Origin of the sequence: Acinetobacter sp. YH12069, assembly GCF_013419675.1 — a bacterium.
GTDB lineage: Bacteria > Pseudomonadota > Gammaproteobacteria > Pseudomonadales > Moraxellaceae > Acinetobacter > Acinetobacter amyesii.
The window spans coordinates 102137-126385 of record NZ_VOZS01000011.1; the positions used below are offsets into that span (position 1 = coordinate 102137).

Genomic DNA, 24249 nt, shown 5'->3' on the forward strand with positions numbered 1-24249 from the left:
TACTTTTAAAATAAATATGGACGTACAAAAATCAGGAAGAACAGCCCCAACATCAGGAACCACTTTAAAAAGTAATACAGTGAACGATTGGTTTTTTTCAAGGCTTTGGCTTTTATGCGAATTTGATAGACATAGCCAAACACTTTATTTAAACCACCTGTTTTATCACCGCTTTCATTCGGTGAACTTGCAGCAGTCATGACATTTTTACCAAACCAATGGTTAAAAGCTTCCATCCACTTTGACTTTAATGGCCGTTCAACATCTGCAAAGAAAATGATCCGGTTCTGATCCGTTTTATTTTCAGCATAGTGAATATAAGTTTCATCAAACACCACACTCTCGCCGTCACGCCATGAGTACCGCTGACCATCGACATCAATAAAACAACGGTCATCATTGGGCGTCAGTAAGCCCAAGTGATAACGCAATGAACCTGCATAGGGGTCACGATGACGAACTAAACGACTGTCGGGCGCCAACTCAGTAAACATCGCGGCTTTAATAATGGGTAAATTTTTTAACAAGGCCGTAGTTTTTGGGCAAAGTTCAGCAGCCGAAGGATGAGCTGAGTCATACCATTTTAAATAAAAGCGTTTCCAACCTGTTTTAAAGAACGAGTTAAATCCAAGGTCATCATAAGTACTCGATGCTTTAATGCCCCCTTTTTCATACAAGGCCTTGGCTTCATCACGAATCATTTCCCAGTTTTCATCTAAGACTTTTAAATCTTTAAAATGCTGCGTGTCGATATAGGGTTGACTCGGCACTTTTGAAAACATGTACATGAGAAAATTGATCGGTGCGAGCAATGTCGAATGATCAAAAAACTGACGATAAAATGAATGACGGACTTTACCGCGTTGCTGGATATAAAACGCAGAAATGACAAAGACCGCCAGGATAATCCACTTAATCATATGAGGACCTGGTGCTAATAAGCATTGTGCTTAATGAAAAATTAACTTTTTTGAGAACGCGGCGAGTATAGCATAGTGCTCAGTGATGCCTAAATAAGCAGCATAGAACACTGTGTCTCAGCAAAGATGGATGACAATGTTAAAAGTGAATTGACTATTCTGCCGAAAAATACACTTGCTTTTTTCTTGAATTTTTCTTTCGCATCTCAATCTATAGCTTACATTTATAAAAAAATGTGAACTGAAACATAAGCTTCAACATATTTAATCAGAACGATAGCGTTTAAAGGCAGATCCGAAGGCTATTTCCAAAAGAAATTTTGATGACCCTAGCGTCACGGCTTGATACAACTTGTTATGTTCTTTTTAGATATAGTTATCGTAAGATTAGCGAGGCATAAAGTGTACGCAGGAACCGCGTACTCGCTTCACAACATCAACTTAGAAGTCCTCCAAAATAAAGGAGATCAGGCATGATCCACGCTGGCAATGCCATTACCGTCCAAATGCTTTCGGACGGAATTGCAGAATTCCGCTTTGACTTACAAGGTGAGTCGGTCAACAAATTTAACCGCGCAACAATTGAAGATTTTAAAGCTGCAATTGACGCTGTTAAAGCAAACGGTGACATCAAAGGTTTAATCGTTACTTCAGGTAAATCTACATTTATCGTGGGTGCAGATATCACTGAATTCGGTGAAAACTTCGCTCAAGGCGAACAAGCGATTGTGGATTGGGCATTGCCTGTTCACGACATCTTCAATGCGTTTGAAGATCTAAACGTTCCTAAAGTTGCTGCAATCAATGGTATGGCATTGGGCGGCGGTTTTGAAATGTGCTTAGTGTGTGACTATCGTGTGATGTCAGAAGCTGCACAAGTTGGCCTTCCAGAAATCAAACTGGGTATCTACCCTGGTTTTGGTGGTACGGTTCGTTTAAGCCGTGTGATTGGTATCGACAATGCGGTTGAATGGATGGCAATGGCTGCGCCGAAAAAGCCAGCTGCTGCGCTCAAAGACGGTGCTGTTGATGCAGTTGTTGCTGTAGACAAACTACAAGACGCTGCAATTGACCTTGTGAAACAAGCGATTGCTGGCCGTGTAGACTGGAAAGCAAAACGCCAAGAAAAATTAGATCCTGTTAAATTGAACATGCTTGAACAAATGATGGCATTCAATACAGCGAAAGGTGCAGTGCTTGCAAAAGCAAACCCTGCTCAATACCCAGCGCCAAAACTTCTTCTAGACTCATTACAAGCAGGTGCTAGCCTTCCACGTGATGAAGCATTGAAAATCGAAGCGCAAGGTTTTGCTAAAGCGGCTGTGACTCCACAAGCAGGTGCGTTAATTGGTTTATTCCTTAACGACCAAATTGTGAAGAAAACCTCGAAGAAATATGAAAAAGGTGCTCACCCTGTCAACCAAGCTGCTGTACTAGGCGCAGGTATCATGGGTGGTGGTATTGCTTACCAAGCGGCAAGCAAAGGCACACCAATCATCATGAAAGACATTGGTAACCCACAACTTGCTTTAGGTATGAAAGAAGCCAATGGCTTACTGACCAAACAAGTTGAACGTAAGAAAATGAAACCTGCACAAATGGGTGAAACTCTTGCGCGCATCCGTCCGACTTTAAGCTATGACGAGTTTAAAGAAGTGGACATCGTGATTGAAGCAGTAACAGAGAACCCGAAAGTAAAAGGTATTGTACTGGCTGAAACTGAGAAAAATGTTCGTGACAACACGATCATTGCTTCGAACACGTCAACAATTTCAATCACACGTTTGGCTGAAAACCTACAACGTCCTGAAAACTTTGTTGGTATGCACTTCTTTAACCCAGTTCACATGATGCCATTGGTTGAAGTGATCCGTGGTGAAAAGACGTCTGCTGAAGCGATTGCAACCACTGTAGTTCTTGCTCAGAAAATGGGTAAAACACCAATCGTTGTCAATGACTGCCCGGGCTTCTTGGTAAACCGCGTATTGTTCCCTTACTTCGGTGCATTTGACCTTCTACTGAAAGACGGAGCTGACTTCCAGCAAGTTGATAAAGTGATGGAAAAATTCGGCTGGCCAATGGGTCCTGCTTACCTCATCGACGTTGTGGGTATTGACACAGGCGTACACGGTGCGGAAGTAATGGCAGAAGGCTTCCCTGACCGCATGAAGCCAGACTACAAAGGCGCAACTTTAACCATGTACGAAAACAAACGTCTTGGTCAAAAGAATGACGTTGGTTTCTACAAATACGAACTTGACCGTAAAGGTAAGAAAGCCAAAGTGGTTGATCCAGTGGCTTACGAACTTGTGGCTTCTGTTGCAACTGCGGAAAAACGTGAATTTGACGCTCAAGAAATCATTGACCGTATGATGCTGACGTTCTGTAACGAAACTGTTCGTTGCCTAGAAGACAACATCGTAGCGACTGCTGCTGAAGCAGATATGGCGATGATCATGGGTGTAGGTTTCCCTCCATTCCGTGGTGGTCCATGCCGTTACATCGACCAAACAGGTGTCGCTGAATACGTAGCGCTTTGCGACAAATATGCGTATTTAGGTAAGGCTTATGAAGCGCCACAAATGTTGCGTGACATGGCTGCTAACAACAAAAAATTCTACGGTTAAGGAGCAACGTGAATGGCTACTTTAAATCCACGTGACGTTGTCATCGTTGATGGCGTACGTTCAGCAATGGGTAAAACCAAAAATGGTATGTTCCGTAACGTACGTGCTGACAGCTTATCTGCTGAATTAGTACGCGCGCTTGTTGCTCGTAACCAGTTTGATACCAATGAAGTTGAAGACGTAATCTGGGGCTGTGTAAACCAAACCCTAGAGCAAGGTATGAACATTGGTCGTAACATTGCATTGTTAGCAGACCTACCACGTACTGTTGCAGGTCAAACGGTTAACCGTCTTTGTGGTTCTTCTATGCAAGCAATCCACACAGCGGCTGCGCAAATTGCAACCAACCAAGGTGATATCTTCATCATTGGTGGTGTAGAGCACATGGGTCACGTTGGCATGATGCACGGCATCGACATCAACCCAGAAGCGTCTAAGCACTATGCAAAAGCGTCTAACATGATGGGCTTAACGGCTGAAATGTTAGGTCGTATGAACGGTATTTCTCGTGAAGAACAAGATGCGTTTGGTGTTGAATCACACCGCCGTGCTTGGGCTGCAACACAAGAAGGCCGTTTCAAAAATGAAATCGTGGGCATTGAAGGTCACGATGCAAATGGTTTCAAAATCCTGTGCGATATCGATGAAGTGATTCGTCCTGATGCAAACCTTGAAGCATTCCAATCTTTACGTCCAGTATTCGATCCGAAAGGCGGTACGGTAACTGCTGCAACATCTTCAGCTTTGTCTGACGGTGCTTCTGCAATGTTGCTGATGTCTGCTGAACGTGCTCAAGCTTTAGGTCTTAAGCCACGTGCTGTGATTCGCTCTATGGCAGTTGCAGGCTGTGATGCTGCGATCATGGGTTATGGTCCTGTACCAGCAACTCAAAAAGCGCTTAAACGTGCTGGCTTGTCTATCGCAGACATCCAAACGTTTGAATTGAACGAAGCGTTCGCTGCGCAAGGTTTGTCTGTTCTTAAAGGCTTAGGCATTTATGACCAACAAGACCGTGTGAACTTGAACGGTGGTGCGATTGCATTGGGTCACCCATTGGGTTGTTCTGGTGCGCGTATCACAACGACTTTGCTGAACGTGATGGAACAGCAAGATACACAAATCGGTCTTGCGACCATGTGTATTGGCCTAGGTCAAGGTATCGCGACCATTATCGAACGTGTTTAATATTTAGTTAAATACTGAGATAAAAGAAACCCCGCTTAGTGCGGGGTTTTTTATTTGTTAACTAAACTCTCATGAATACATACTGGAAGCCCCTTCTCCCTCTGGGATGAGCAGCATGCGCCACAAGAGGATGAGGGAATTTTTTCATATAAATCCTCTCCTTGAGCGGTATTCTGCGCAAGTCTCCTTAAAAGGAGAGGGAATGTCCATTGTGAAGTAAATTTTGTTCAAAAATCTTCAGCAATAAACCGTGCTAAACAACCCTTAAAAAAACGTCTTAGCATATTTAAAATTTAAAACGTTAATTCTCGATTTTCAGCGATTTTTGAATTATGGTAAGGCCTGAACCAAAACTTAAATATGCATAACAATGATAAATAAACGACTTCACTACCTCATAAAGATGAGCTGCCTAAGCACTTTTATTTTTCTTACAGCTTGCGTTACAAATAATCAAATCGGTGAACTCTCCCGTGATCTGTTTCAAAAATACGAAACAAAATATGCATGGAGAACAATCCTTGAAGATGATGTGATCGCATTTGGCAAACCTGCTAAAGCAATACCCAATGAACCAATCGATAGCATCGTAGTCGCAGGCAATAAATACAGCTATGTGATCAATAAAGGCGGTGCTGATTTTATTCAACTGATTAGCCAACTCAATCCACAATATATTCGTCTCCATCGAGAACTTGACTTTAATTCTCCGAGCCCGAACAGCACTAAATTTAGCGGAAGCTTTAAATTTTATTATGCGCCTCCCAATGGAACACTAAGTCCTACGGAAAGGGCATTATTCAACCAATATGGCGTAGCACCATGTGATTGTTCAAAGGCAGAACAGCAAGATCATCTCTTTAACTTAGAAATTGCAGGTACGGTTTACCCAAAAGTTGCGAATGCAGCAGATTTAAAGCCCTTAAGCCATCCATATAAGATCCGTATCCAGCATTACGAAGACCAAAGTGGCTATGTCAAAAAGTCAGGGCAGGAAAAATTGGCAGAATTACCACTATTGCCTTTAACACTCACAATCGACATCATTCAATTGCCTTTAAAAGCTTTAGGCTTTATTTATCAGCCTTAAATCAGAGTATGATCATATTCAATTGGTTGAATTTTCTAAGTACACATACAGCCTGACTAGCTCAAAAATGGTTCCCTTTTTCCAATTTAAGTAAAGTAAGTGTTGAGTTGAACACCAATCCTTCAACTCAACATCCTACAATTCTTGGCTTAAATTTTCTGCGCCAACAAAGTCGCAAAATGCTGTTGAATCCGCTGCCCTTCAGCATCCACCCGATGCAGCTCACCGACATTTTCATTGTATTTCACAATATTCCAGCCTTCATACAACGCACTTAACTCTCCTGCTTTAAAGCTAAATGGAAAGTCAGGCTGCGCAGGGAGATCAGGTGTATCCATCGCGCACACGATGAGATTATAACCATTGATATTTGTGGCTTGCTGCATCTGCTGAATCAGAGGCTTTACTGTCTTGGCCTCTAAAAACATCATCACCACGGTACAGCAAATAAAGTCGTATGTACCTGTAATGCTTGGGTCAGCGTTTAGATCACGCTGCTGTACATGAATATTTTCAATGCCTTCCGCAGCGATCACCTCTTGCAGCTTGTGCAAACTGTGTGGATTGACATCCCATGCATCCACCTCAAAACGCTGCTCAGACAGCTGACTTAAGTACAGCGAATTACGCCCCTGCCCACAGCCGACATCCAAAGCACGTCCACCATGCAAATACGGTGTTGCAGCCAAAATCTCTGAATGTGTTGGGCTGAGCTGATACTTCTTATAAAAATAATCCTGTGCTAAACAATAAAAACTTAACTGACATTGCACATCATCACTCGCAGAGATAATCTTGTGCCACGCCTGTGGTTCTATAAACGGCGGTGGTAGGTCTGGACTAAATACATGCATCGAGAGGACATTTCCAGACGCATCTAACATGGCAAAATTTACTTCACCTTGCAGCACGGTGAGTTTTGCCCATGTGCCTGCTTTGGTATTGTGCTGTTGTTTAAAACCTTGTGGAATCGACTGCTGCGTCCACACAGGGAGCTGTTTATAACAAATAAGCTGCTGCATCTGACGTTATCCCTCATGCGACGTTATTTTTATGCCATACCAATGGCGGAAATGTATATTCACCATAACGGCTTTAACAGTGATTTTAAATCAGCTTTGAATTGAAAATTTCGAATGCCGTGCAATGCACGCTGTTCTTGTTTGTTTTTCTGCGTAACACCATGTTATCCGTTTGTAACATTGGTGGAATATTCACGCAATCAAATCCCTCACTCTGTGCCGTGTAACCTAAGCGCTGTTGATAAGGCATAAAATTTACAATGCCTTATTTTAACTAAGTTTTATAGAGTGATGACTATGAACGCGATCAAAACTACTTTAGCTGTTGCTTTAGTTGCTGCTACAACTTCTGCTATGGCAACTACTGCTGTAGAACAAAAACCTGCGACTGCTGTTGAAGCTGTAAAAGCTCAAGCTGCACAAGCGAAAACTGCAACTGTAGCTGCTGCTCAAGCAACTAAAGATGCTGCTAAAACTCAAGTGGCTGTTGCAGAAAAAGCGACTCAAACTAAAACTTTAACAGTGAAAGAAACCACTAAAGCAAAAACTGCTGACATGAAAAAAGCAGTTGTAGAAAAAGCAGCAGCAACTAAAGAAACTGCAGTTGCAGCAAAAGATGCAACTGTAGCAAAAACTGTAGCGGCTAAAGACGCTGTTGTTGCGAACACTGTTGCAGCAAAAGACGCGACTGTAGCAAAAACTGTAGCAACTAAAGATGCTGTCGTTGCAAAAACTGTTGAAGCAAAAGATGCAGCTGTAGAAAAAGCAACTGATGCAAAAGAAGCTGTTGAAACTAAAACTGAAGAAGTAAAAGCTGAAGCGAAAAAAGACTGCGCTAAAAAATGTGCAGAGAAAAAAGCTGAAGCAGCTAAAGCTGAGAAAAAAGGTTTCTTTTCTTGGTTCAAAAAAGCAGCTTAATCGTTGATTAAATGCAAAAAAAAGATGCCTTCACGGCATCTTTTTTTTGCCCATTTAGACTGCAATACTGCTTTCTGCCAACGGAATAATCTTTGATAAACAAACTGATTTTTCCCTTGTGATTTCGCCTGATATAGGCAGGCATCGACATGTTGTAAAGTCGTGGAGTAATTGGATAAACTCAACTGTTGAAATTCGGCCAAGCCCATACTAAAGCTGACATCTAGCCTTAATTGATCTTTTCGAAACGGTACATGTTCGCAGCGTTCCAAAATTGTTTCACACAACATTTTACCCTGCTCCAAATCGGCACCTTCGAGCAAAATTAAAAATTCTTCACCGCCCCAGCGACTGATAAAACTCGCGCGAGGACTACAATTTTTTAAGATTTTTGCCAAATGCACCAAAACACTATCCCCCATTTGGTGTCCATATTGGTCATTAATTTTTTTAAAATTATCGACATCGAGCAAAATGACACAGCCTTTATCAACCGCACCCTCTATAAATATTTGTTCTTTAAAAGCATGGCGATTTTTCAGCCCCGTCAACTCATCGCAAAAACTTACACGTTGCAAAGCCAAATACAGGCGTTTATTTCGTGCATATAGCTCACAAATAAATAGAAAAATGATCAGATAAATACCCAATGCCAAACGATAAGAACTGATCCGCGAGAGCATATGTACTTGTGCATCCGACCAATATTCCCCAGCCAATGGCATGGCACCATACCAGCCACAGATCAGCGTCATTAAGCCAATCAGCCAGCAAAAGGTTTTGAGGTCGTATTTGATCGCGTAATAACACATCAATAAAGGCAAGACCATGCAGGCATAGAAGATCTGATCATTTGAGATCACATATTGCACGGCCAATGCCACGATCAGATAGCCATAATCCACCCACGGTACATTCATCCAGCGCTGAACACCAAATAATAAACACACCACAGCCAAACTTGTTGCAAATTGCTCTAGAAAATAATCAACAAAGGCAAAGTATTAGTTGTCCATCTGAAAGCATGCCACGAACAACAGACTGCCTGCAAAAGCACTCACGATACTCGGAACAGTTAGCATCAAGGTTCGTTTAAAGCGGCGCTTTTTTAAATGGCTCAGTGCCAAATAGGCTTTAATAAATACCCAAATCTGAAATGCCGAAATCGCACACAGGAGAAATTTATCTTCTAAGATTTTGGCAGGATCGACCATCAGCGAAGCCACAAAGATCGCACTAAAAGCATAGAGCACGATCAGTAAATCGTGGCTTAAATGCTTCCGCATTAAAATCATGCCATAGGCAGCAAATGCATTTACCACCCAAACAGGGCTAATGAATAATTCATAGGTATAGCCTATCGACACCAATGAAACCGCACATATGGCAAGCCATAGCAGTATTAATTTTTTCATACGCTAAAAAAATCATCTCTAAAGATGGCGATAAACCTTTCATTCAAAGCCAATCGGTCTAAGGTTAGAATGTTTGCAAGTTCAATACAGCTCAGCTTCTTATGAGTTATGGGCTTCTGGCTAAAAATTTATGTTTAAATTTTCGGCGTATTTTAAGTGATTTAAGTCACACTATTGATTGATAGTTGTATTAAATTTGCAATTTAAACAATCGAAGACTGTTTTAAAGCCAATGTATTTTGCGTTATTCATGCTAGTTCGGAACTCAGTTCCCAAAATGATGCTCGATAGCAACAAAAAAGCCATCCGCTAAAGGATGGCTTTCACTTGCATAACATGTCTCGAAGTTGTGCTGAATAATTTGAATGAAAAGGACTTATTTTAATATTTGTAATTGTTCCATCAACCAAGCCATGTATTTATCTTGATCCATAAAGTCAGGCGCCGTCCCTGTATCCAAACTATAAAATTGTTGATTAAATTCAATCACAATCTGTTCAGTCAGATGCCAATCTTCAATCATGCGAAAATACTGACTGAAGAAAAAACGGTTCTTGCCCCAATTGTTTAAACTTTCCAAACGTGGATATTGGCGGTTCGCGATAAAGTCGATATAGACCTGCTGAATATCATCAAAAATCTGAATAGCTCGCATGAGCATGGACCTCTATATGATGTAAAACCTTGCTATAAGCCACTTTATCGCGCAATTTTGAAAGAGAGATGACAGTCAGTTAAAGCTTTTGTTTCAACTCTGAACGGTTCTTTTGGCGGATCTCATCCATTTGTGCATTGAGCGCTAACATCTCTGTATAAAGCTGATTAAACTGCTTTAAAGGCGCATCTTCATAGAACATAAATAATTTATTTTTCTTTTCCCATTTATTGGCTTTCAGCACAGCAAAGAGCTCATCAGCCTTCGCCAAGCTTTGCTTTTCTAACTCAAATAAAGCATGCGACTCATCACTATCACGACTGTCTCTTAAACTCTGCGCAATTTGCTGACGAAACACCTGTTTGACCGCCAACTGTTTGGCCTGCGCTAAACCATTTTCCTCTTGCTGTGTGGTTTTTTGTTCATAAGCATCGACCACTGCATGCACCTGCTGCAGCATTTGCTCAGTCTCTTGATATTGGTTTTTTTTATCTTTTAATAAGCGATCGATATCGAGAAATTTATCCCAATTCAGTGCTTTAAGATCACGAATATATTGATTCCGCGCTTCTGCACGCTGCAGCATTTGGCTCAAAATAAAATCCGACATGATTTTATAATCCCCCGTTAGCCGTGCATCTGTCACATTGAGTTGTATCGGCTCTTCCCAGTGCTGAGCTTGCTGAAAAATTTGCTCGGTTTTTTCACGCAAAACCGTTTCATAGGTCGAGAGTTGCACAGCTTCTTTTTGCTGTACTGAATATTGATAAAACATCCATCCAAAGACCAATACCGTAGCACTGGCCAAGACAACAAAGATACGCGGCATAATGAGCTCCGAATGCCCTTTTATTCAGTTTAACCAAAAGTTTGAAGATTGACGATAAAATAGCCATGCTTTTTAAGAAGGCTATTTGAAAACATCAATTTAGAAAAACTTAAATTGTGCATGCCATCAAAACGAAAATTCATGGATAAAGCATGAATTTTCGCCTTCAATGTACTGTAGAGGTGTATTCGATTATGGGGTCTTGATCGGATTGGTATTTAACTGACGGTCGATGTTTCCGAGATTGATTTGATCACGACTGATTTGCACATTGGTCGCATTACGGTCTATCCCAAAGGGTTGTAACATAATATATAAACCATTGCGTGGGTCAGAAGACTGCAAACCTGCGGCAATATTTAAAACATGCTGTTGCATCAAAGGCGATAAATTCGACATATCTGGCACTGCTGTGACAGGTAAGATATCAATATTTGACACGATTGTTGCATCGACACCTTTGTTTTGAGTATCGCGCTCAAGTTGCATCACCCGTTGCTGTAAGGCTTTACGGCGATCCACCTGCTCTTGGTACTCAACAATGCCCGTCTCTGCACGCATTTCACGCTCTGCCATAATGGTTAAAGCAGGCATCTGAATGGCTTGTTGTTCGGTGTCCGCAGCTTTTGTTGTGGCTTTTTCCGCAGCCAAAGTATTCATAGCCGTCATTGCTGTACTAACAAAAACCAAAACGGAGACAGATTTAGGGAGATTCATCATGTTTATTCCGAGAGATTTAAAAATAGAAAATTGAAAAAATTTACACTGCTATTATTGTACAGCAATTAATCAACTCACTAGATTTAACCCCGACAAACGGCAGGATAGCACAGCTAGTTTAAACCTCACGTTGCTCATTCTGGACTTGAGATATCATCCTTTACCTATCTGCATTACCACTGCTTTTTCTTTTTTATACTGTTCCAATTCTTAACAGCACAGGAAATGACAAAGCAAACTCTTGCTGCGGATGACGGCTAAAGAAGTCGTGCAAAGCTGCACATGGTTGAAGTGTCGGATGTTGCTGTTGATAATGTTTTAACCCAGACCATGTTTGCAAATAGTCCAAAATTTGCTGTGAACTCCACCTGTAATTTAAAAATAGCTGAGGGACTGCTAACTCCTGAAATGGAAACGGAATACTACGATATTCTTCGTCGATGTAACAACGTTCAGCATCCCAATAGCCTTTTAACGTGACAAAATACAGATCCTGTAAAAGCTGGTTCAATTCCGAGTGTTCAAATTGAATTAGACCATAGCCCACAATGGCGATGTGACCTTGAGGTTTCAATACGCGTCGTACTTCTGCATAAAAGGCAGCAAAATCAAACCAATGAATCGCTTGCGCGACTGTGATTAAATCCACTGAATGGTCTGCAAGCGGACAATGTTCGGCGCTAGCTTGCTCATAACGCACATTATCTAAGTTGGGTGCTTGTGCCAATTGTTCGGCACTCAGATCTGTCGCTAAAACCTGTTGAAAATAGGACGCCAAACCTTTGGTAAATTGACCTGAACCTGCACCACAGTCCCATGCCAATTCACGCACGGCAACATGCTGCAAGATGCTATCGACAACTTCAGCAGAATAACTTGGACGTGATTGTTGATACAGCGCACTCCCTGTAGAGAAAAGGTCTTTCATTGTAAAAATTCATTATTTATTTTTTTATCAGTTTAATCGAATTTTTAGGGGCGGAAACTAGCACTTAAGTCATTGCTTCAGCGATAAAATTTGAGCTTCAAAATATTTACTCAATCACATGCTGTATATAAAAACTGGTCTGCGCAATCGGGCTTAATTGATCATTCATTTGATAATATTTCACATCATAATGACCAGTTTTCCATCCAGTCATAGGATAGAAACTCACCCAGTTTTGTTGCTGTTGCTCACTAACTTTGCGTGGTGTAAAGAGCAGCACTTCACCGCTATCACGATGCGTCAAACGCACCATGACTTGCATATTGTTTGGAACTTTACCCATGGTATCAAAATGTGCATACAACGGCTGTGTGACATAGATTTCACGAGGTAAAACTTGATCTACATCTGTCTGTGATTGATCTGTCACATACGCTTGCCCTGCCAATCGCTGATGCGGATCATTTTTGGCTTGTAGAAATTCGTCTAACATCTGCTGCGCAAATTGTTGCTTATTTTGAATCCCTGCAAAACTGTAATTGGGAAATGCCTGCTGTAAATATCGCCCCAATTGTTGATCTGAAGTCTGCTGAATAATGCTCTGTAGCTGACGATGTTGGCTTTTGCGTTGTTGCTGTATATCTTTAGAATGAGGTTGATCCGAGGCATCTTGATCTAAAGCCAAGAGTGCCACAGGATTACTCGTCGCCAAAGTTACAAGCGAGTGTTCAGGTGGCGACGACGTCAAGCTTGGTTGGTCATTCCACGATGCCGCAATATAGCCCAGTGCAAAACAAAGCAGTCCAAGCATCGGATATTGAAGTCGCTTCAACTGTCACTCCACGAATCTATGTTCATTTGATTAAAGCCTACAGCGGAGCACTTCTGTGCCGACAATATATTCACCAGAGCTCATCGTCGTACCCGTGTTAATCACCTGATTTAAGCTAAAGTTAGATCCAACTTTTAATTTAAGCAGACCATTATCACATGCTGCAGTTATTCTGCTGCCCGATTTCATATTGGATACACAGCCCGTTTTGGTCACGGCAAAAATTGTTTGCCCTGCGGAAATACTGGTGCTGCATGATGCTGTGATTATTTTATCGAGCGATGATTCACAAGAAGAACAATTGCCATTATCACAAAGCGCTGCTGCATTTTCACTTTTACATTCATAGGTCACACCATTTTGAATAATGGTTTTAGAATAGGAAGAATCGACATTACTACCGCCCCCGCCACCACATGCGCTCAGCAAGGCAATCATGCCGATCAAAACAGGAAATAATATTTTTTTCATAACCTTAACCCTTATTTTTTAATAATTTTCTTATAGCAATTGGGCCCATCATCTGGCATCGATTGTAGCAGTTAAACTGTGCGAAATATCAACACCTGAAAAACAGCAGACGAAAAAAAACCTCAAACAATCGTTTGAGGTTTTTCTAATATGGTGGCGAGACCCAGGATCGAACTGGGGACACACGGATTTTCAATCCGTTGCTCTACCTACTGAGCTATCACGCCGATGCGGTGTATTAAGCCGCATCTCAGTTAATTAGTCAATCATATTTATAAAAATATTTTTCGTATGCATATTTTTTAGGCAAAAAAAATCCCTGATGGGATCAGGGATTGATAAACTGAAAAATCAGTTTTGAATATGGTGGCGAGACCCAGGATCGAACTGGGGACACACGGATTTTCAATCCGTTGCTCTACCTACTGAGCTATCACGCCGATGGGGCGTATTAAACAATTTCAGTCTCATGGCGTCAAGCATCCGTTGCGCTTTTTTGTGCAAATGTTTATTTTTAAATCAATATTTCACACTATTTGCTTATTTTTTGAGTGATTTCAAATTTCCACAGCTGAAATTACAGTGACGAAACTGTATTTATCCAACAAAAAAGCAGCTCAATGGCTGCTTTATTATTGGAGGGCAGGTTATTCAGCCGCAGTAATTTTTCCAATGTGTGCCAAACAGCGGTGGATCGCGCCACAACCTGGTTCAAAAGTTTTCACCCCTTTTTCTTCTTCCATACGGGTGGTCTCACTGACCAAGCGCTCTGCAACACCACGCCCACGATTTGCAGGGTGTACCACAATATATTCAAGGGTTTTGCTTTCACCTTGGCCTGTACACCAAATCGCACCAATCAATTTTGTATTAAATTCTGCAGTATAAACTAAGGTATACTGAGCTAAGTTCTGCTCAAGTTGTTCAATCGCATCGGAACCGTCGCTAAACTCAGGGCTGGTGTCATACAGTCGCTCAAGCTGGCTACGCACTTCATCATTTTCTAAAGAAGTATAGGCATGTACGGTAATAGGCATTGATAAACCCTCCTGAGCAATCTAATATGCGGTGACTTTTCGTCACAGCGAAAATATTTTTACATCAATCATTTTGACGTATTTGAGGAACGTGTCTATGACAGATCGTATCAGTGAAGTGGTAAGAAACACCAACGAAACCAAAATTCGAGTTCGTGTGAATCTTGATGGTACTGGTCAAGGCACTTTAAACACTGGTGTTCCATTTTTAGATCATATGATTGATCAAATCAAGCGACATGGTCTGTTTGATATTGATATTCATTGTGATGGCGATCTTGAAATTGACGATCATCATACCGTAGAAGACTGTGGGATTACACTGGGCCAAGCCTTTGCTCAAGCACTGGGCAATAAAAAAGGCTTACGTCGCTACGGTCACTTCTATGCGCCGCTCGATGAATCACTGAGTCGTGTTGTGGTGGATTTATCTGGCCGTCCGGGTCTTTGGATGGATATTCCATTCACTCGCGCGCGCATCGGGACTTTTGATGTGGATCTTTTCTCTGAATTTTTCCAAGGTTTTGTGAACCATGCGTTAATGACGCTGCACATCGACAACCTAAAAGGTAAAAACAGCCACCACCAAATTGAAAGCGTATTTAAAGCCTTTGCCCGTGCATTACGTATGGCGTGTGAAGTTGACCCGCGTGCCGAAAATACTGTTGCGTCTACCAAAGGAACATTGTAATGACCCGTATTGCCCTTCTTGACTATGGCATGGGAAATCTTCACTCAGCAGCAAAAGCCCTCGAACACGTGGGTGCAACTGTTGATGTCACCAATGATCCTAAGCTGATTGCACAAGCAGATAAAATTGTGTTCCCCGGTGTGGGAGCAATGCGTGACTGTATGCAAGGCATGCATGATGCAGGCATTGATGATGTGGTCCGTAAAGCGGCATTTAATAAACCTGTGCTTGCGATCTGTGTCGGCATGCAAGCTTTAATGCAGCATTCCGAAGAAAATGGCGGTGCAGATGCATTGGGTATTTTTGAAGGTTCGGTTAAACGTTTTCCTGATGTAGAGGGATTAAAAGTGCCGCACATGGGCTGGAACCAAGTGCATCAGGCAGACCCTAGCCACCCGATGTGGAAAAACATTGAGCAAGATGCACGTTTCTATTTCGTACATAGCTTCTATGTAGAGCCGCAAGATTCAAGCATTGTCGCTGCTACCTGTGACTATGGTTTGGAATTTTGTACCGCAATTCACAAGGAAAACTTGTTTGCAACACAATTTCACCCAGAAAAAAGTCATACAGCCGGTCTGCAATTGCTGAAAAACTTTGTGGAATGGGATATTTAAAATTCCTTCACCGCAAAAAAGCCCGCTCCTTGTGGGCTTTTTTGTACAGTTTATTTTTCATCCTTTTATTTTCTACATATTCATTTTAGAATTTGCCTACTTATAAAAATACCAAAGCCTAGGAATAATAATGAATACCTTCACATCTGACTCACCGACCCAAGCCAGTGGTCGCTTTAGCCGTCGCGCATATCTTGCATGGAATCTACTTCTCGGCATTATTTTTACGCTAATTGCTGTTGTGGTCGGCCTGCTCATACCCGGTGCGCAAAATGCGCTGACTGAGGGTGCTATGTCAACGCCACTCATGATTATTTTCTTTATCATGTATGCCATCGTCATTTATTACAGCGTCATTTTCTTAATCCGTCGTTTACATGACCGAGACCATTCAGGATGGCTTGCACTGCTGATCTTAGTTCCTGTAGTGAATATATTGTTTGCGCTCTATGTGTTATTTGCACCGGGTAATAGCGGTAGTAATAGCTTTGGACAACCACGCCCGACCAAAGGCTGGGAAACCGTGCTGGCTGTTTTGTATATCGTGGTGTTTATAGTCGGGATACTTGCTGCGATCATGATTCCGTCTTACCAAAACTATGTGATCCGCTCTCAACAAACCACGATTCAACAACAATAATGATAAATCATTAGATACCGCCGAGATCGTCCTAAACAGCAATACATCTACTCAAACAAGCTCACACAAGTGGGCTTTTTTTGTACTTTACCTTTATAATCAACGCGCTTTTTTGGTACAGGATCAAATCCTGTACTTTTTCACATTTTTATGTCGTTTTTAGCTCAATTTTTTGCGGCTAAAAATGAATGATAACAATACTTTTTACGATAATTTAAGATCATTTAATATGAATAATTCACCCAATATTAACTCTGGCTGGAACCGTGACGGTCGCTTTAATCGCATGTCATTTATCGGTTGGAATGTCTTCTATGGCCTCATGCTAAGCATACTGATGCTGCTGATTGTCAGCATGATGCCCAATACTCTCAATGCCCTAATAGCTCACGCTGAAAATCCAATGACGCAAGTGATTGGATTTATCCTAAATGTTTTAATGCTGATCCCTTTGATGATTTTTTCAGTGCGTCGTTTGCATGACTTTAATCTCTCAGGCTGGTTTGCACTCTTAGAGCTGATTCCGTTGCTCAATATCGTCATGTGCATTGCGCTGATGCTCATCCCCGGGTCTGCAAATGCCAATCAATATGGTGAGCCACGTGCATCCAAAACATGGGAGGTGGTTCTCGTCTTTCTCTTTATCGGTTTATTCTTACTGATCTTGGTAAATGTATTATTTACTGCGCGTTTTCTGTTTTAAGTTACTGTCTTTAAATCTCTTGGTCACTGTGTTTAAGTGCCCTCGTCACTGTCATAGCAACGCGCTATGACAGGCAGGTGAGTCAATGGCTCATGCTCAACGCCACATCTCGGTATTTGCATTTCCCTACTAAACGCTCTAGGCTGCAACAACAAGCCTTTGAATTAAATCACAATGACTGATGCTCTACCGACACCTATTTTGCCAACAAAAGAACAGATTAAAAATTTTCCATTGTTCCAAAATTTAGTGCCAGAGCAGATCCATGTCATTCACAATGCAGAACAATGCCAACACTGGGCCGATGAATTGCAGACGACTGCCTTATTCGGTTTCGACTCTGAATCTAAGCCGACTTTTCGTAAAGGTGAGGTCTCTACCGGTCCACATTTAATCCAACTCGCTACGGCGCAACAGGCGTGGTTGTTTCAAATGAACGAATGCACTTGGGATTTTTTAAAGCCGATCTTGAGTAATCGTGATCAAATTAAAGTGGGTTTTGGCTTAAAAAATGATGCGCATTTATTTCGTAAAAAAGGCATCGAACTGAATAGTGTATTGGAACTCTCCAAGTGCTTTGCTTCTTTTGGCTTAAGCCAACCCGTCGGTTTAAAAAATGCCATGGCACTGCTTTTTCGTGTGAATTTTCCAAAATCTAAATCGGTCAGCACCTCCAATTGGGCCAAAAAGCGCATAAGTCCGGAGCAAATTCGTTATGCCGCTGCCGATGCTTATGCCCCTGTTTTGGTCTTTGAAGAATTATTACAACGTGGCTTATTACCTAAAACCATTCCCAATACCTCCCTCAAACTAAGAATTCGTCCGCACATGAAATTATAAACCCTTAATTATTTTAATGATTTAAATTATATTCAGCGATGTAACCGCTCTGTAACTGGATATTGCCCCAATCTATGGCATGACCAAGTGCAAAGATCGGCTGAAGAGTGCCAATGAATTTGCAGTTTATTTGCGCTAAAGATTTGAACAGTACCTTATTGCCTTAAAAATAGTCACTGCACAGTCTAAAAAAATAAAATCGCACCTTTTAAGTACATTTATATCTTTGATTTAACTCATTTTAATTACATTAATACACATTTATATTTTTATTCGACTAAGGTTTTGATCTCTCTAGATTTTCTAGCAGAATTACATGATTTATCTCATTCTTTCTATACTTTCATAATTTGTTTTCATCAGTCCCCTTTTGCTAAAACAAATCTGCCAAATACATAACACATCATAATTTAAAAACTTGGAGAACCTGACATGTTGAACTTATTTACAGGAAAAATCAGCGGTGTACTCAGCCTGACTTTACAAGGGATCAGTAAAGCGGTTGGACTGGTTTTAAATACTGTTTTGGATACTGTAGACAGCGTTTTAGAGACCGTGAATAGCTTAACAGCGCCCTTAACAGATGCACTGACTGAACTACCACTCATTGGCGGGACCATCGAAAAAGTACTCGCGGTTGAAAATCAGTTGGTCGGCACCTTAGGTGATGGCTTACATGCGGTAGCCGATCAACTAGCGACAGGTGATCTTCTCGGCGGTGTACAGACCGCTCTCAATGGCGTAACTGGTGTGGTCGGTCAAACTGTGACTGAAGTTGCAGGTTTGGTTGATCATCTCAGTGGTGTGGCTGCACCAATCACAGATGTACTTTCTGACCTGCCATTGCTGGGCGGTCTATTGGATGCAGTGGGTGAAACCACAGGTAATTTAACAGGCTTGTTGGCTGAAACGGGCGACTATGTAGCCAGTATTGATCCTACCGAATTATTAACATCCGTCCTGAACGATCCTTTAGCAAGTGTGGGTAGTGTCGTGCAAGATGTTTCAGGCACTTTAGATGCCTTACTGGATGACATTGCACCGATTACATCGATTGCCACTGAACTTCCTGTAGTCGGTGATCTCGTTCAAGTGGTCGGTGAAAGTACCACAGCCCTCAATCAAGGCTTATACGATGTCGGTAGCTTACTTCAGTCCGTAAACAGCGATTTATTACAAACAACCGCTTATGTTTAATGACTAAAAACACTAATACACAGCGCATTTTTATAGACCAAGAATAAAATCCAATCCTCTATTTACACTGGCCTCACACATGTCAGGCTTTTTTAATTCATCAATTCTGATATTAGCATTTAGTGAATAGCCGTTTATTTGATAAGATTAGGCACAAATTCATTCTTAATTTGATTGAGCAAGGAGCGAAAGCATGCTGATCATCCCTGCAATTGACCTGAAAGATGGCAAATGTGTCCGTTTAAAACAAGGTCGTATGGAAGACGATACCGTATTTTCTGACGATCCAGTGGCAACTGCACAGCATTGGGTAAATGAAGGCGCGCGTCGCTTACATTTGGTAGATTTAAACGGTGCTTTCGCTGGTACACCGATTCATAAGCCTGTGGTTGAAGCGATTGCTAAAGCACAGCCTGAATTGCCAATTCAAATTGGTGGTGGTATCCGCTCTCTTGAAACCATTGAACACTACCTTGATGCAGGCGTCTCGTTTGTCATCATTGGTACAAAAGCGGTAAAAGAGCCTGAATTTGTTGAAGAAGCGTGCAAAAAATTTGCAGGCCATATCATTGTCGGTATCGATGCCATGAACGGCATGGTAGCAACAGATGGTTGGGCAAATGTCACTGACGTGAAAGCGACTGATTTGGCAAAACGCTTTGCAGATGCTGGCGTATCAAGCATTGTCTACACCGACATCGCACGTGATGGCATGATGCAAGGTGTGAACGTTGAACAAACAGTTAACCTTGCAACGTATTCAGGCTTACCTGTTATTGCATCGGGTGGCGTGACTAACCTTGACGACGTACGTAACTTAAAAGGCCAACCGGGCATTTTAGGTGCGATTACTGGTCGTGCAATTTATGAAGGGACATTGAACCTTCGTGAAGCTCAATTACTGCTTGATCAACAAAGCTTATAATTTGCCCGAGCAGAAAAGAGGTCTTCGGGCCTCTTTTTTATTTCTCCTCTTCGAACAATCAAATACACATGCCAACCGTCCAATCTGCTTGGAAAGCCAAGTTTCCGCAGCTCGCACTCATCCTGATTACCATGATTTGGGGCGCCAGTTTTATCACCGTGCAATACGGTTTAAATTTTAGCAGTCCCGTTCTGTTTGTCGGTCTACGTTTTGCCGCAGCCACATTGGCTGTGAGTCTTTTATCACTCAAATATCTTAGACACTTTTCTCAATATGATGTCATTGCGGGCGCAAGTATCGGCGCGGTGATTGCGATCGGCTATGCGACGCAAACAATCGGCCTGCAAAGCATCAGCAGCAGTGAATCGGCTTTTTTAACTGCATTGTATGTGCCACTGGTTCCGATTTTTATGTGGCTGTGTTTTAGGCATAAACCGCATGTGATGACATGGCTAGGTGTGTGTTTGGCTTTTGTTGGTTTGGTCTTTTTAACTGGTAATGGTTTTGGCGCCATTCAGCTCAACTTTGGACAAATCATTACGCTGCTCGGGTCGATTGCCATTGCCTTTGAAATTATCTTGATCAGTTATTTTGCACCCCACGTCAATCTACGCAGAGTGACGGTTCTACAACTGGCATTTGCCTCACTGTTCTGTTTTTGCTTTGCTCCACTGGTAGGTGAAACCACATTGCCCAAATTTGAATGGCCATTAATCGCTGTACTGTGCGGATTGGGGCTGGCCAGCGCCGTGATTCAACTGGTGATGAACTGGGCGCAGCGTATGGTTGATCCTGCACAGGCGGCAATCATCTATGCAGGTGAACCGGTTTGGGCCGCAATCATTGGGCGACTTGCGGGTGAACGCTTAACACCGCTCGCTCTCATTGGCGGAATGTGTGTTGTTCTGGGTGTGATTGTGAGTGAATGGCGGCCGAAATGGTTAAAGAAACGCTAATTTCAGCTTCCTCTCTTAAATCAAAAAAGCGGCCCATACAGCCGCTTTTTTGATGCCAAGATTTTTATGCCAAAAAGTTCTGAACTCGCATTACTCATACATCGGTCGGTTGTCATTGACACGGATTAAACCTTTAATCGCGCGGTACACAATCCATAACCAAGACAGTCCGATTACCGTGACGCAGAAGGTACTCGCTCCCAGTGCTACACCTGCAAAAGCATTGGCATTATTGCCGGTAAAGAACAGAAAAATAAAAGGCACGAAAGCAATGATGTTCCAAATGAGATACCACCAAAACGTGCGAATCTGCCAAGTGAAATGGCTTTCAAAAATCGTGCCGCGCACATCACTGCGTTTGACGTAATTGATAATCAACGCGAGGACCGCAAGCAAGCCGGCAGAAAAAATCGCCACAATATAAAGAATATACAAAATAATCGTGAGCAGGCGGTTTGGATCTTTATCAATGGAATAATTCATTTCGCTCTCCGTCATGATGATTTTGCGGATCATTCCACCCTAAATATGTAGGATATTAAATGGTGAAATTAGCCATAAAATCAGTAATATGTTAAAGGCTATAGTACAGAAATATATTTTTCGAAATGGTTGTTTTTGTGTTTTATGCCGCAAACGTTGCTGAGCCAGCCATGCCGCCGGCCACCCACCTAAAAAAGACAAAAGATGCAGTGTATTTTCTGGCACACGTCGGTTCCCCATTTGCGCAGCTTCTTTATCTTGAGCATAGAACCAATAGGTCAGGACATTAATAATACTCACAAAAAGCAGCACCATGCCACTGAGTAAACCCGCCACAGATAAGCCCGCCAAGGCTAGGATATACACAATGCACAAGATTTGCATCGGCTGTGCCTGACGCGGCATCTGCACCACATTTTTTTTATTGGGGCGTTGTGTAGCTTTGGTTTGTGAGGCTTTTAAATAATGCACTTGCTGCGCACGAAAGCGTCCGCGTTCGTCTAAGATCACAGCATAATCCAACGCGCAGCCCACGATTGGTCGTGGGCCGGGACGGGAAAAGTCTTTGATGTGCAAAAATACGCGATCTTTGGTGCTATCGTTCGGTTGAATGAAGCCGTAGCCTTTGTCATCAAACCATTCTACTAAGCGTCCTTGATCACGCATGCTTTTCCCTCTCGTTGTTTTTAAAATTTATGCTGTGACGAATTTTAATCGTTCAATCAGCATATTACGCATTTCAGCAGGGTTTTTCTGCAAAATATCATCCCCTGTACGGCCTTCTGCCGCATTTTTCTGTGCCACCTGTAAACGCATCATCCAGAAGCGACCCGCCGCCATCGCCAAATATAACTCTAGGCATGATTTTTCATCTGCGGTTAATGGACGCACGCTTTCATAGGCATTTAAAAAGGCAATGGCTTTGTCTTCATTCAAATGTACATCCGGATATTCAGTACAAAAGTCATTTAAAGTAATAGCAATATCAAACAAGAGTTCGTCTTTATTTAACTCATAAAAGTCTAAAATGCCGTTGAGTTGATCGCCTTCAAATAGAGTATTGTCACGGAACAGATCAGAATGAATAAAACCGGTAGGACGGTCTGGATACATCGCCGTTAAGATGTCATATAAGCCCAACAGATTGTTAAGTAACGTGGTATCTGCTTCATTTAATGTTGGACGAATATCACGTGAAACTTGTAACCAATAAGCATGATCACGATATTCTGCACGTTCCAAAGGGAAATCTTGTAAAGCCACATGCATTTTCGCTTGGGCTACAGCAATCGCTTCTGCTTGCGCTAAGCTCGCAGGCATGGGATGGTGACCTTGCATGCGTGGCGCAATTTGTGCAGGTTTATCCTTTAAACTATGAATCGCTTTACCTGAATGATTCAATGGTACAGGCACAGCTAGACCAGCCTGCCCCAAGTGTTCGAGTACAGGCACCAATTCCCCTGCACCTTGCTCGTCCATCTCTTCAAAAACGGTTAATACATACTGCGTGCCATTTTCGCAAACAATAAAATAGTTGGTATTTTGAATACCGCCTTGAATTGGAATCAGGTCAATCACCTCCAGTCCATAAGGTGCTGCAAAATCCTGAACTTCCTTTAAAGTCAAAGTGGTATAAACCGACATAGAAAACCTGCGAAAAAACTTACATATTTTTGATAGAATAACCGCTCCGACTACTAAGGTGTAGCATCTAAGTCGCGAAGTTTCATAATCGGCTGTTATTTTTGGAAAAAATTATGCTTGCTAAACGTATTATTCCTTGCCTCGACGTGGACAACGGTCGTGTAGTGAAAGGTGTTCAATTTCTTGATATTCGTGATGCAGGCGATCCAGTTGAAGTTGCACGCCGTTATAACGAACAAGGTGCGGACGAAATTACCTTCTTAGACATTACCGCAACCTCAAATGGTCGTGATACCACTTACCGTACGGTAGAGCGTATGGCTGAGTCTGTATTTGTGCCATTAACAGTCGGTGGTGGCGTGCGTAAAGTAGAAGATATCCGCCTGTTATTAAATGCGGGTGCGGACAAAGTTTCGATTAACTCTGCGGCTATTTATAATCCTGAATTTGTACAAGAAGCCTCTCAGCGTTTTGGCGCACAGTGTATTGTGGTTGCTATTGATGCAAAAAAAACCGGCGATAATAAATGGGAAATCTTTACCCATGGTGGCCGTAAAGAAACAGGTATTGATGCTATTGAGTGGGCTGTAAAAATGGCGGACTTCGGTGCAGGTGAATTACTTATCACCTCGATGGATGCCGATGGAACCAAAGCGGGTTATGACCTTGAACTGATGCGTAACATCAATGACCGTGTCACCATTCCAACCATTGCTTCTGGTGGTGTCGGTAATCTCCAACATTTGGCCGATGGTATTTTAAAAGGTGGCGCAGATGCTGTGCTTGCAGCCTCTATTTTCCACTTTGGTCAACACACCATTCCTGAAGCGAAAAAATATCTTGCAGAACAAGGTATTGAAATGCGTCTTTAATTGATTCGTTTTCAATGAAGATTTAAAAGAGC

27 protein-coding genes and 2 tRNA genes are annotated in these 24249 nt (G+C 42.1%); 13 read left to right on the forward strand and 16 right to left on the reverse strand.

Annotated elements, in window-relative coordinates:
* Positions 1–5: 5 nt before the first annotated feature.
* Positions 6–920 (reverse strand): lipid A hydroxylase LpxO, encoded by a 915-nt coding sequence (gene lpxO, locus FTU16_RS10035; RefSeq protein ID WP_180163177.1) that lies wholly within the window; start codon positions 918–920, stop codon positions 6–8.
* A 473-nt stretch (positions 921–1393) separates the two neighbouring features.
* Here lpxO and fadB point away from each other — a divergent pair, with 473 nt between their 5' ends.
* The 3 genes from fadB to FTU16_RS10050 all read left to right on the forward strand — a co-directional run bounded on the left by fadB (position 1394) and on the right by FTU16_RS10050 (position 5822).
* Complete coding sequence (gene fadB / locus FTU16_RS10040; RefSeq protein WP_180163178.1) at positions 1394–3547, forward strand: fatty acid oxidation complex subunit alpha FadB; 2154 nt, start codon at positions 1394–1396, stop codon at positions 3545–3547.
* 12 nt (positions 3548–3559) lie between these two features.
* A complete protein-coding gene (gene fadA, locus FTU16_RS10045; RefSeq protein WP_180163179.1) occupies positions 3560–4732 on the forward strand; it encodes an acetyl-CoA C-acyltransferase FadA in 1173 nt (390 codons plus the stop codon).
* 370 nt (positions 4733–5102) lie between these two features.
* On the forward strand, positions 5103–5822 hold the full coding sequence (locus FTU16_RS10050) for a hypothetical protein (protein WP_180066934.1): 720 nt from the start codon (positions 5103–5105) through the stop codon (positions 5820–5822).
* 149 nt (positions 5823–5971) lie between these two features.
* On the opposite strand, the gene tehB is transcribed toward FTU16_RS10050, so the two are convergent.
* Positions 5972–6844, reverse strand: coding sequence for an SAM-dependent methyltransferase TehB (tehB, locus tag FTU16_RS10055; protein WP_180163180.1), 873 nt, complete (start codon positions 6842–6844; stop codon positions 5972–5974).
* Positions 6845–7141: 297 nt separating this feature from the next.
* Between tehB and FTU16_RS10060 the strand changes: the two genes are divergently transcribed.
* Entirely contained in the window at positions 7142–7762 is a 621-nt protein-coding gene (locus tag FTU16_RS10060; protein WP_180010565.1) for a hypothetical protein, read from the forward strand.
* Here the strand turns inward: FTU16_RS10060 and FTU16_RS10065 are convergent.
* From FTU16_RS10065 to FTU16_RS10115, 11 genes are all read right to left on the reverse strand, one after another.
* Positions 7759–8715 carry a diguanylate cyclase domain-containing protein gene (locus tag FTU16_RS10065; RefSeq protein ID WP_180163181.1) on the reverse strand — a complete coding sequence of 319 codons (957 nt, stop codon included), beginning with the start codon at positions 8713–8715 and terminating at the stop codon, positions 7759–7761. The genes FTU16_RS10060 and FTU16_RS10065 overlap by 4 nt on opposite strands.
* A gap of 51 nt (positions 8716–8766) precedes the next feature.
* On the reverse strand, positions 8767–9177 hold the full coding sequence (locus FTU16_RS10070) for a hypothetical protein (protein WP_180050692.1): 411 nt from the start codon (positions 9175–9177) through the stop codon (positions 8767–8769).
* A 376-nt stretch (positions 9178–9553) separates the two neighbouring features.
* Entirely contained in the window at positions 9554–9832 is a 279-nt protein-coding gene (locus FTU16_RS10075; protein ID WP_078190480.1) for a hypothetical protein, read from the reverse strand.
* Between the two features lie 79 nt (positions 9833–9911).
* Entirely contained in the window at positions 9912–10661 is a 750-nt protein-coding gene (locus tag FTU16_RS10080; protein WP_111885958.1) for a hypothetical protein, read from the reverse strand.
* Between the two features lie 192 nt (positions 10662–10853).
* Entirely contained in the window at positions 10854–11381 is a 528-nt protein-coding gene (locus tag FTU16_RS10085; protein WP_257227109.1) for a hypothetical protein, read from the reverse strand.
* Between the two features lie 193 nt (positions 11382–11574).
* Positions 11575–12309 (reverse strand): class I SAM-dependent methyltransferase, encoded by a 735-nt coding sequence (locus FTU16_RS10090; protein ID WP_180163182.1) that lies wholly within the window; start codon positions 12307–12309, stop codon positions 11575–11577.
* A gap of 106 nt (positions 12310–12415) precedes the next feature.
* Positions 12416–13141 carry a hypothetical protein gene (locus tag FTU16_RS10095; RefSeq protein ID WP_257220959.1) on the reverse strand — a complete coding sequence of 242 codons (726 nt, stop codon included), beginning with the start codon at positions 13139–13141 and terminating at the stop codon, positions 12416–12418.
* Positions 13142–13171: 30 nt separating this feature from the next.
* On the reverse strand, positions 13172–13612 hold the full coding sequence (locus FTU16_RS10100; RefSeq protein ID WP_180009280.1) for a hypothetical protein: 441 nt from the start codon (positions 13610–13612) through the stop codon (positions 13172–13174).
* A 151-nt stretch (positions 13613–13763) separates the two neighbouring features.
* Positions 13764–13839: transfer RNA gene (locus FTU16_RS10105), tRNA-Phe, on the reverse strand.
* Between the two features lie 137 nt (positions 13840–13976).
* A tRNA-Phe gene (locus tag FTU16_RS10110) sits at positions 13977–14052 on the reverse strand.
* Positions 14053–14259: 207 nt separating this feature from the next.
* Complete coding sequence (locus tag FTU16_RS10115) at positions 14260–14649, reverse strand: GNAT family N-acetyltransferase (RefSeq protein ID WP_180002798.1); 390 nt, start codon at positions 14647–14649, stop codon at positions 14260–14262.
* Positions 14650–14746: 97 nt separating this feature from the next.
* Here FTU16_RS10115 and hisB point away from each other — a divergent pair, with 97 nt between their 5' ends.
* The 8 genes from hisB (at position 14747) to FTU16_RS10155 (ending at position 21218) form a co-directional block, all read left to right on the forward strand.
* Positions 14747–15340: an imidazoleglycerol-phosphate dehydratase HisB gene (gene hisB, locus FTU16_RS10120; RefSeq protein WP_078190487.1), complete on the forward strand. Its 594-nt coding sequence runs from the start codon at positions 14747–14749 to the stop codon at positions 15338–15340.
* Positions 15340–15957, forward strand: coding sequence for an imidazole glycerol phosphate synthase subunit HisH (gene hisH / locus FTU16_RS10125; protein ID WP_180002797.1), 618 nt, complete (start codon positions 15340–15342; stop codon positions 15955–15957). Before hisB ends, hisH begins: the two co-directional genes overlap by 1 nt.
* 130 nt (positions 15958–16087) lie before the next feature.
* Positions 16088–16597, forward strand: a complete 510-nt coding sequence (locus tag FTU16_RS10130) for a DUF805 domain-containing protein (RefSeq protein WP_180009276.1) — start codon at positions 16088–16090, stop codon at positions 16595–16597.
* Between the two features lie 229 nt (positions 16598–16826).
* Positions 16827–17300, forward strand: a complete 474-nt coding sequence (locus FTU16_RS10135) for a DUF805 domain-containing protein (protein WP_180163183.1) — start codon at positions 16827–16829, stop codon at positions 17298–17300.
* A 174-nt stretch (positions 17301–17474) separates the two neighbouring features.
* Complete coding sequence (locus FTU16_RS10140) at positions 17475–18140, forward strand: 3'-5' exonuclease (RefSeq protein ID WP_180050689.1); 666 nt, start codon at positions 17475–17477, stop codon at positions 18138–18140.
* 432 nt (positions 18141–18572) lie between these two features.
* Positions 18573–19337: a hypothetical protein gene (locus FTU16_RS10145; RefSeq protein WP_180163184.1), complete on the forward strand. Its 765-nt coding sequence runs from the start codon at positions 18573–18575 to the stop codon at positions 19335–19337.
* A 193-nt stretch (positions 19338–19530) separates the two neighbouring features.
* The gene (hisA, locus tag FTU16_RS10150) at positions 19531–20262 is read left to right on the forward strand and encodes a 1-(5-phosphoribosyl)-5-[(5-phosphoribosylamino)methylideneamino]imidazole-4-carboxamide isomerase (protein ID WP_078190493.1); all 732 of its coding nucleotides are present in this window, start codon (positions 19531–19533) and stop codon (positions 20260–20262) included.
* A gap of 68 nt (positions 20263–20330) precedes the next feature.
* On the forward strand, positions 20331–21218 hold the full coding sequence (locus tag FTU16_RS10155) for a DMT family transporter (protein ID WP_180163185.1): 888 nt from the start codon (positions 20331–20333) through the stop codon (positions 21216–21218).
* A 90-nt stretch (positions 21219–21308) separates the two neighbouring features.
* Here FTU16_RS10155 and FTU16_RS10160 read toward each other — a convergent pair whose 3' ends face one another.
* The 3 genes from FTU16_RS10160 to FTU16_RS10170 are packed head-to-tail and all read right to left on the reverse strand — an operon-like array spanning position 21309 to position 23345.
* Positions 21309–21701 (reverse strand): hypothetical protein, encoded by a 393-nt coding sequence (locus tag FTU16_RS10160; protein WP_168378990.1) that lies wholly within the window; start codon positions 21699–21701, stop codon positions 21309–21311.
* A gap of 39 nt (positions 21702–21740) precedes the next feature.
* On the reverse strand, positions 21741–22367 hold the full coding sequence (locus FTU16_RS10165; protein WP_180010574.1) for a DUF1294 domain-containing protein: 627 nt from the start codon (positions 22365–22367) through the stop codon (positions 21741–21743).
* A gap of 27 nt (positions 22368–22394) precedes the next feature.
* Positions 22395–23345 (reverse strand): homoserine kinase, encoded by a 951-nt coding sequence (locus FTU16_RS10170; protein WP_180077976.1) that lies wholly within the window; start codon positions 23343–23345, stop codon positions 22395–22397.
* Between the two features lie 110 nt (positions 23346–23455).
* Here FTU16_RS10170 and hisF point away from each other — a divergent pair, with 110 nt between their 5' ends.
* The gene (gene hisF, locus FTU16_RS10175) at positions 23456–24217 is read left to right on the forward strand and encodes an imidazole glycerol phosphate synthase subunit HisF (RefSeq protein WP_306674445.1); all 762 of its coding nucleotides are present in this window, start codon (positions 23456–23458) and stop codon (positions 24215–24217) included.
* Positions 24218–24249 lie beyond the last annotated feature (32 nt).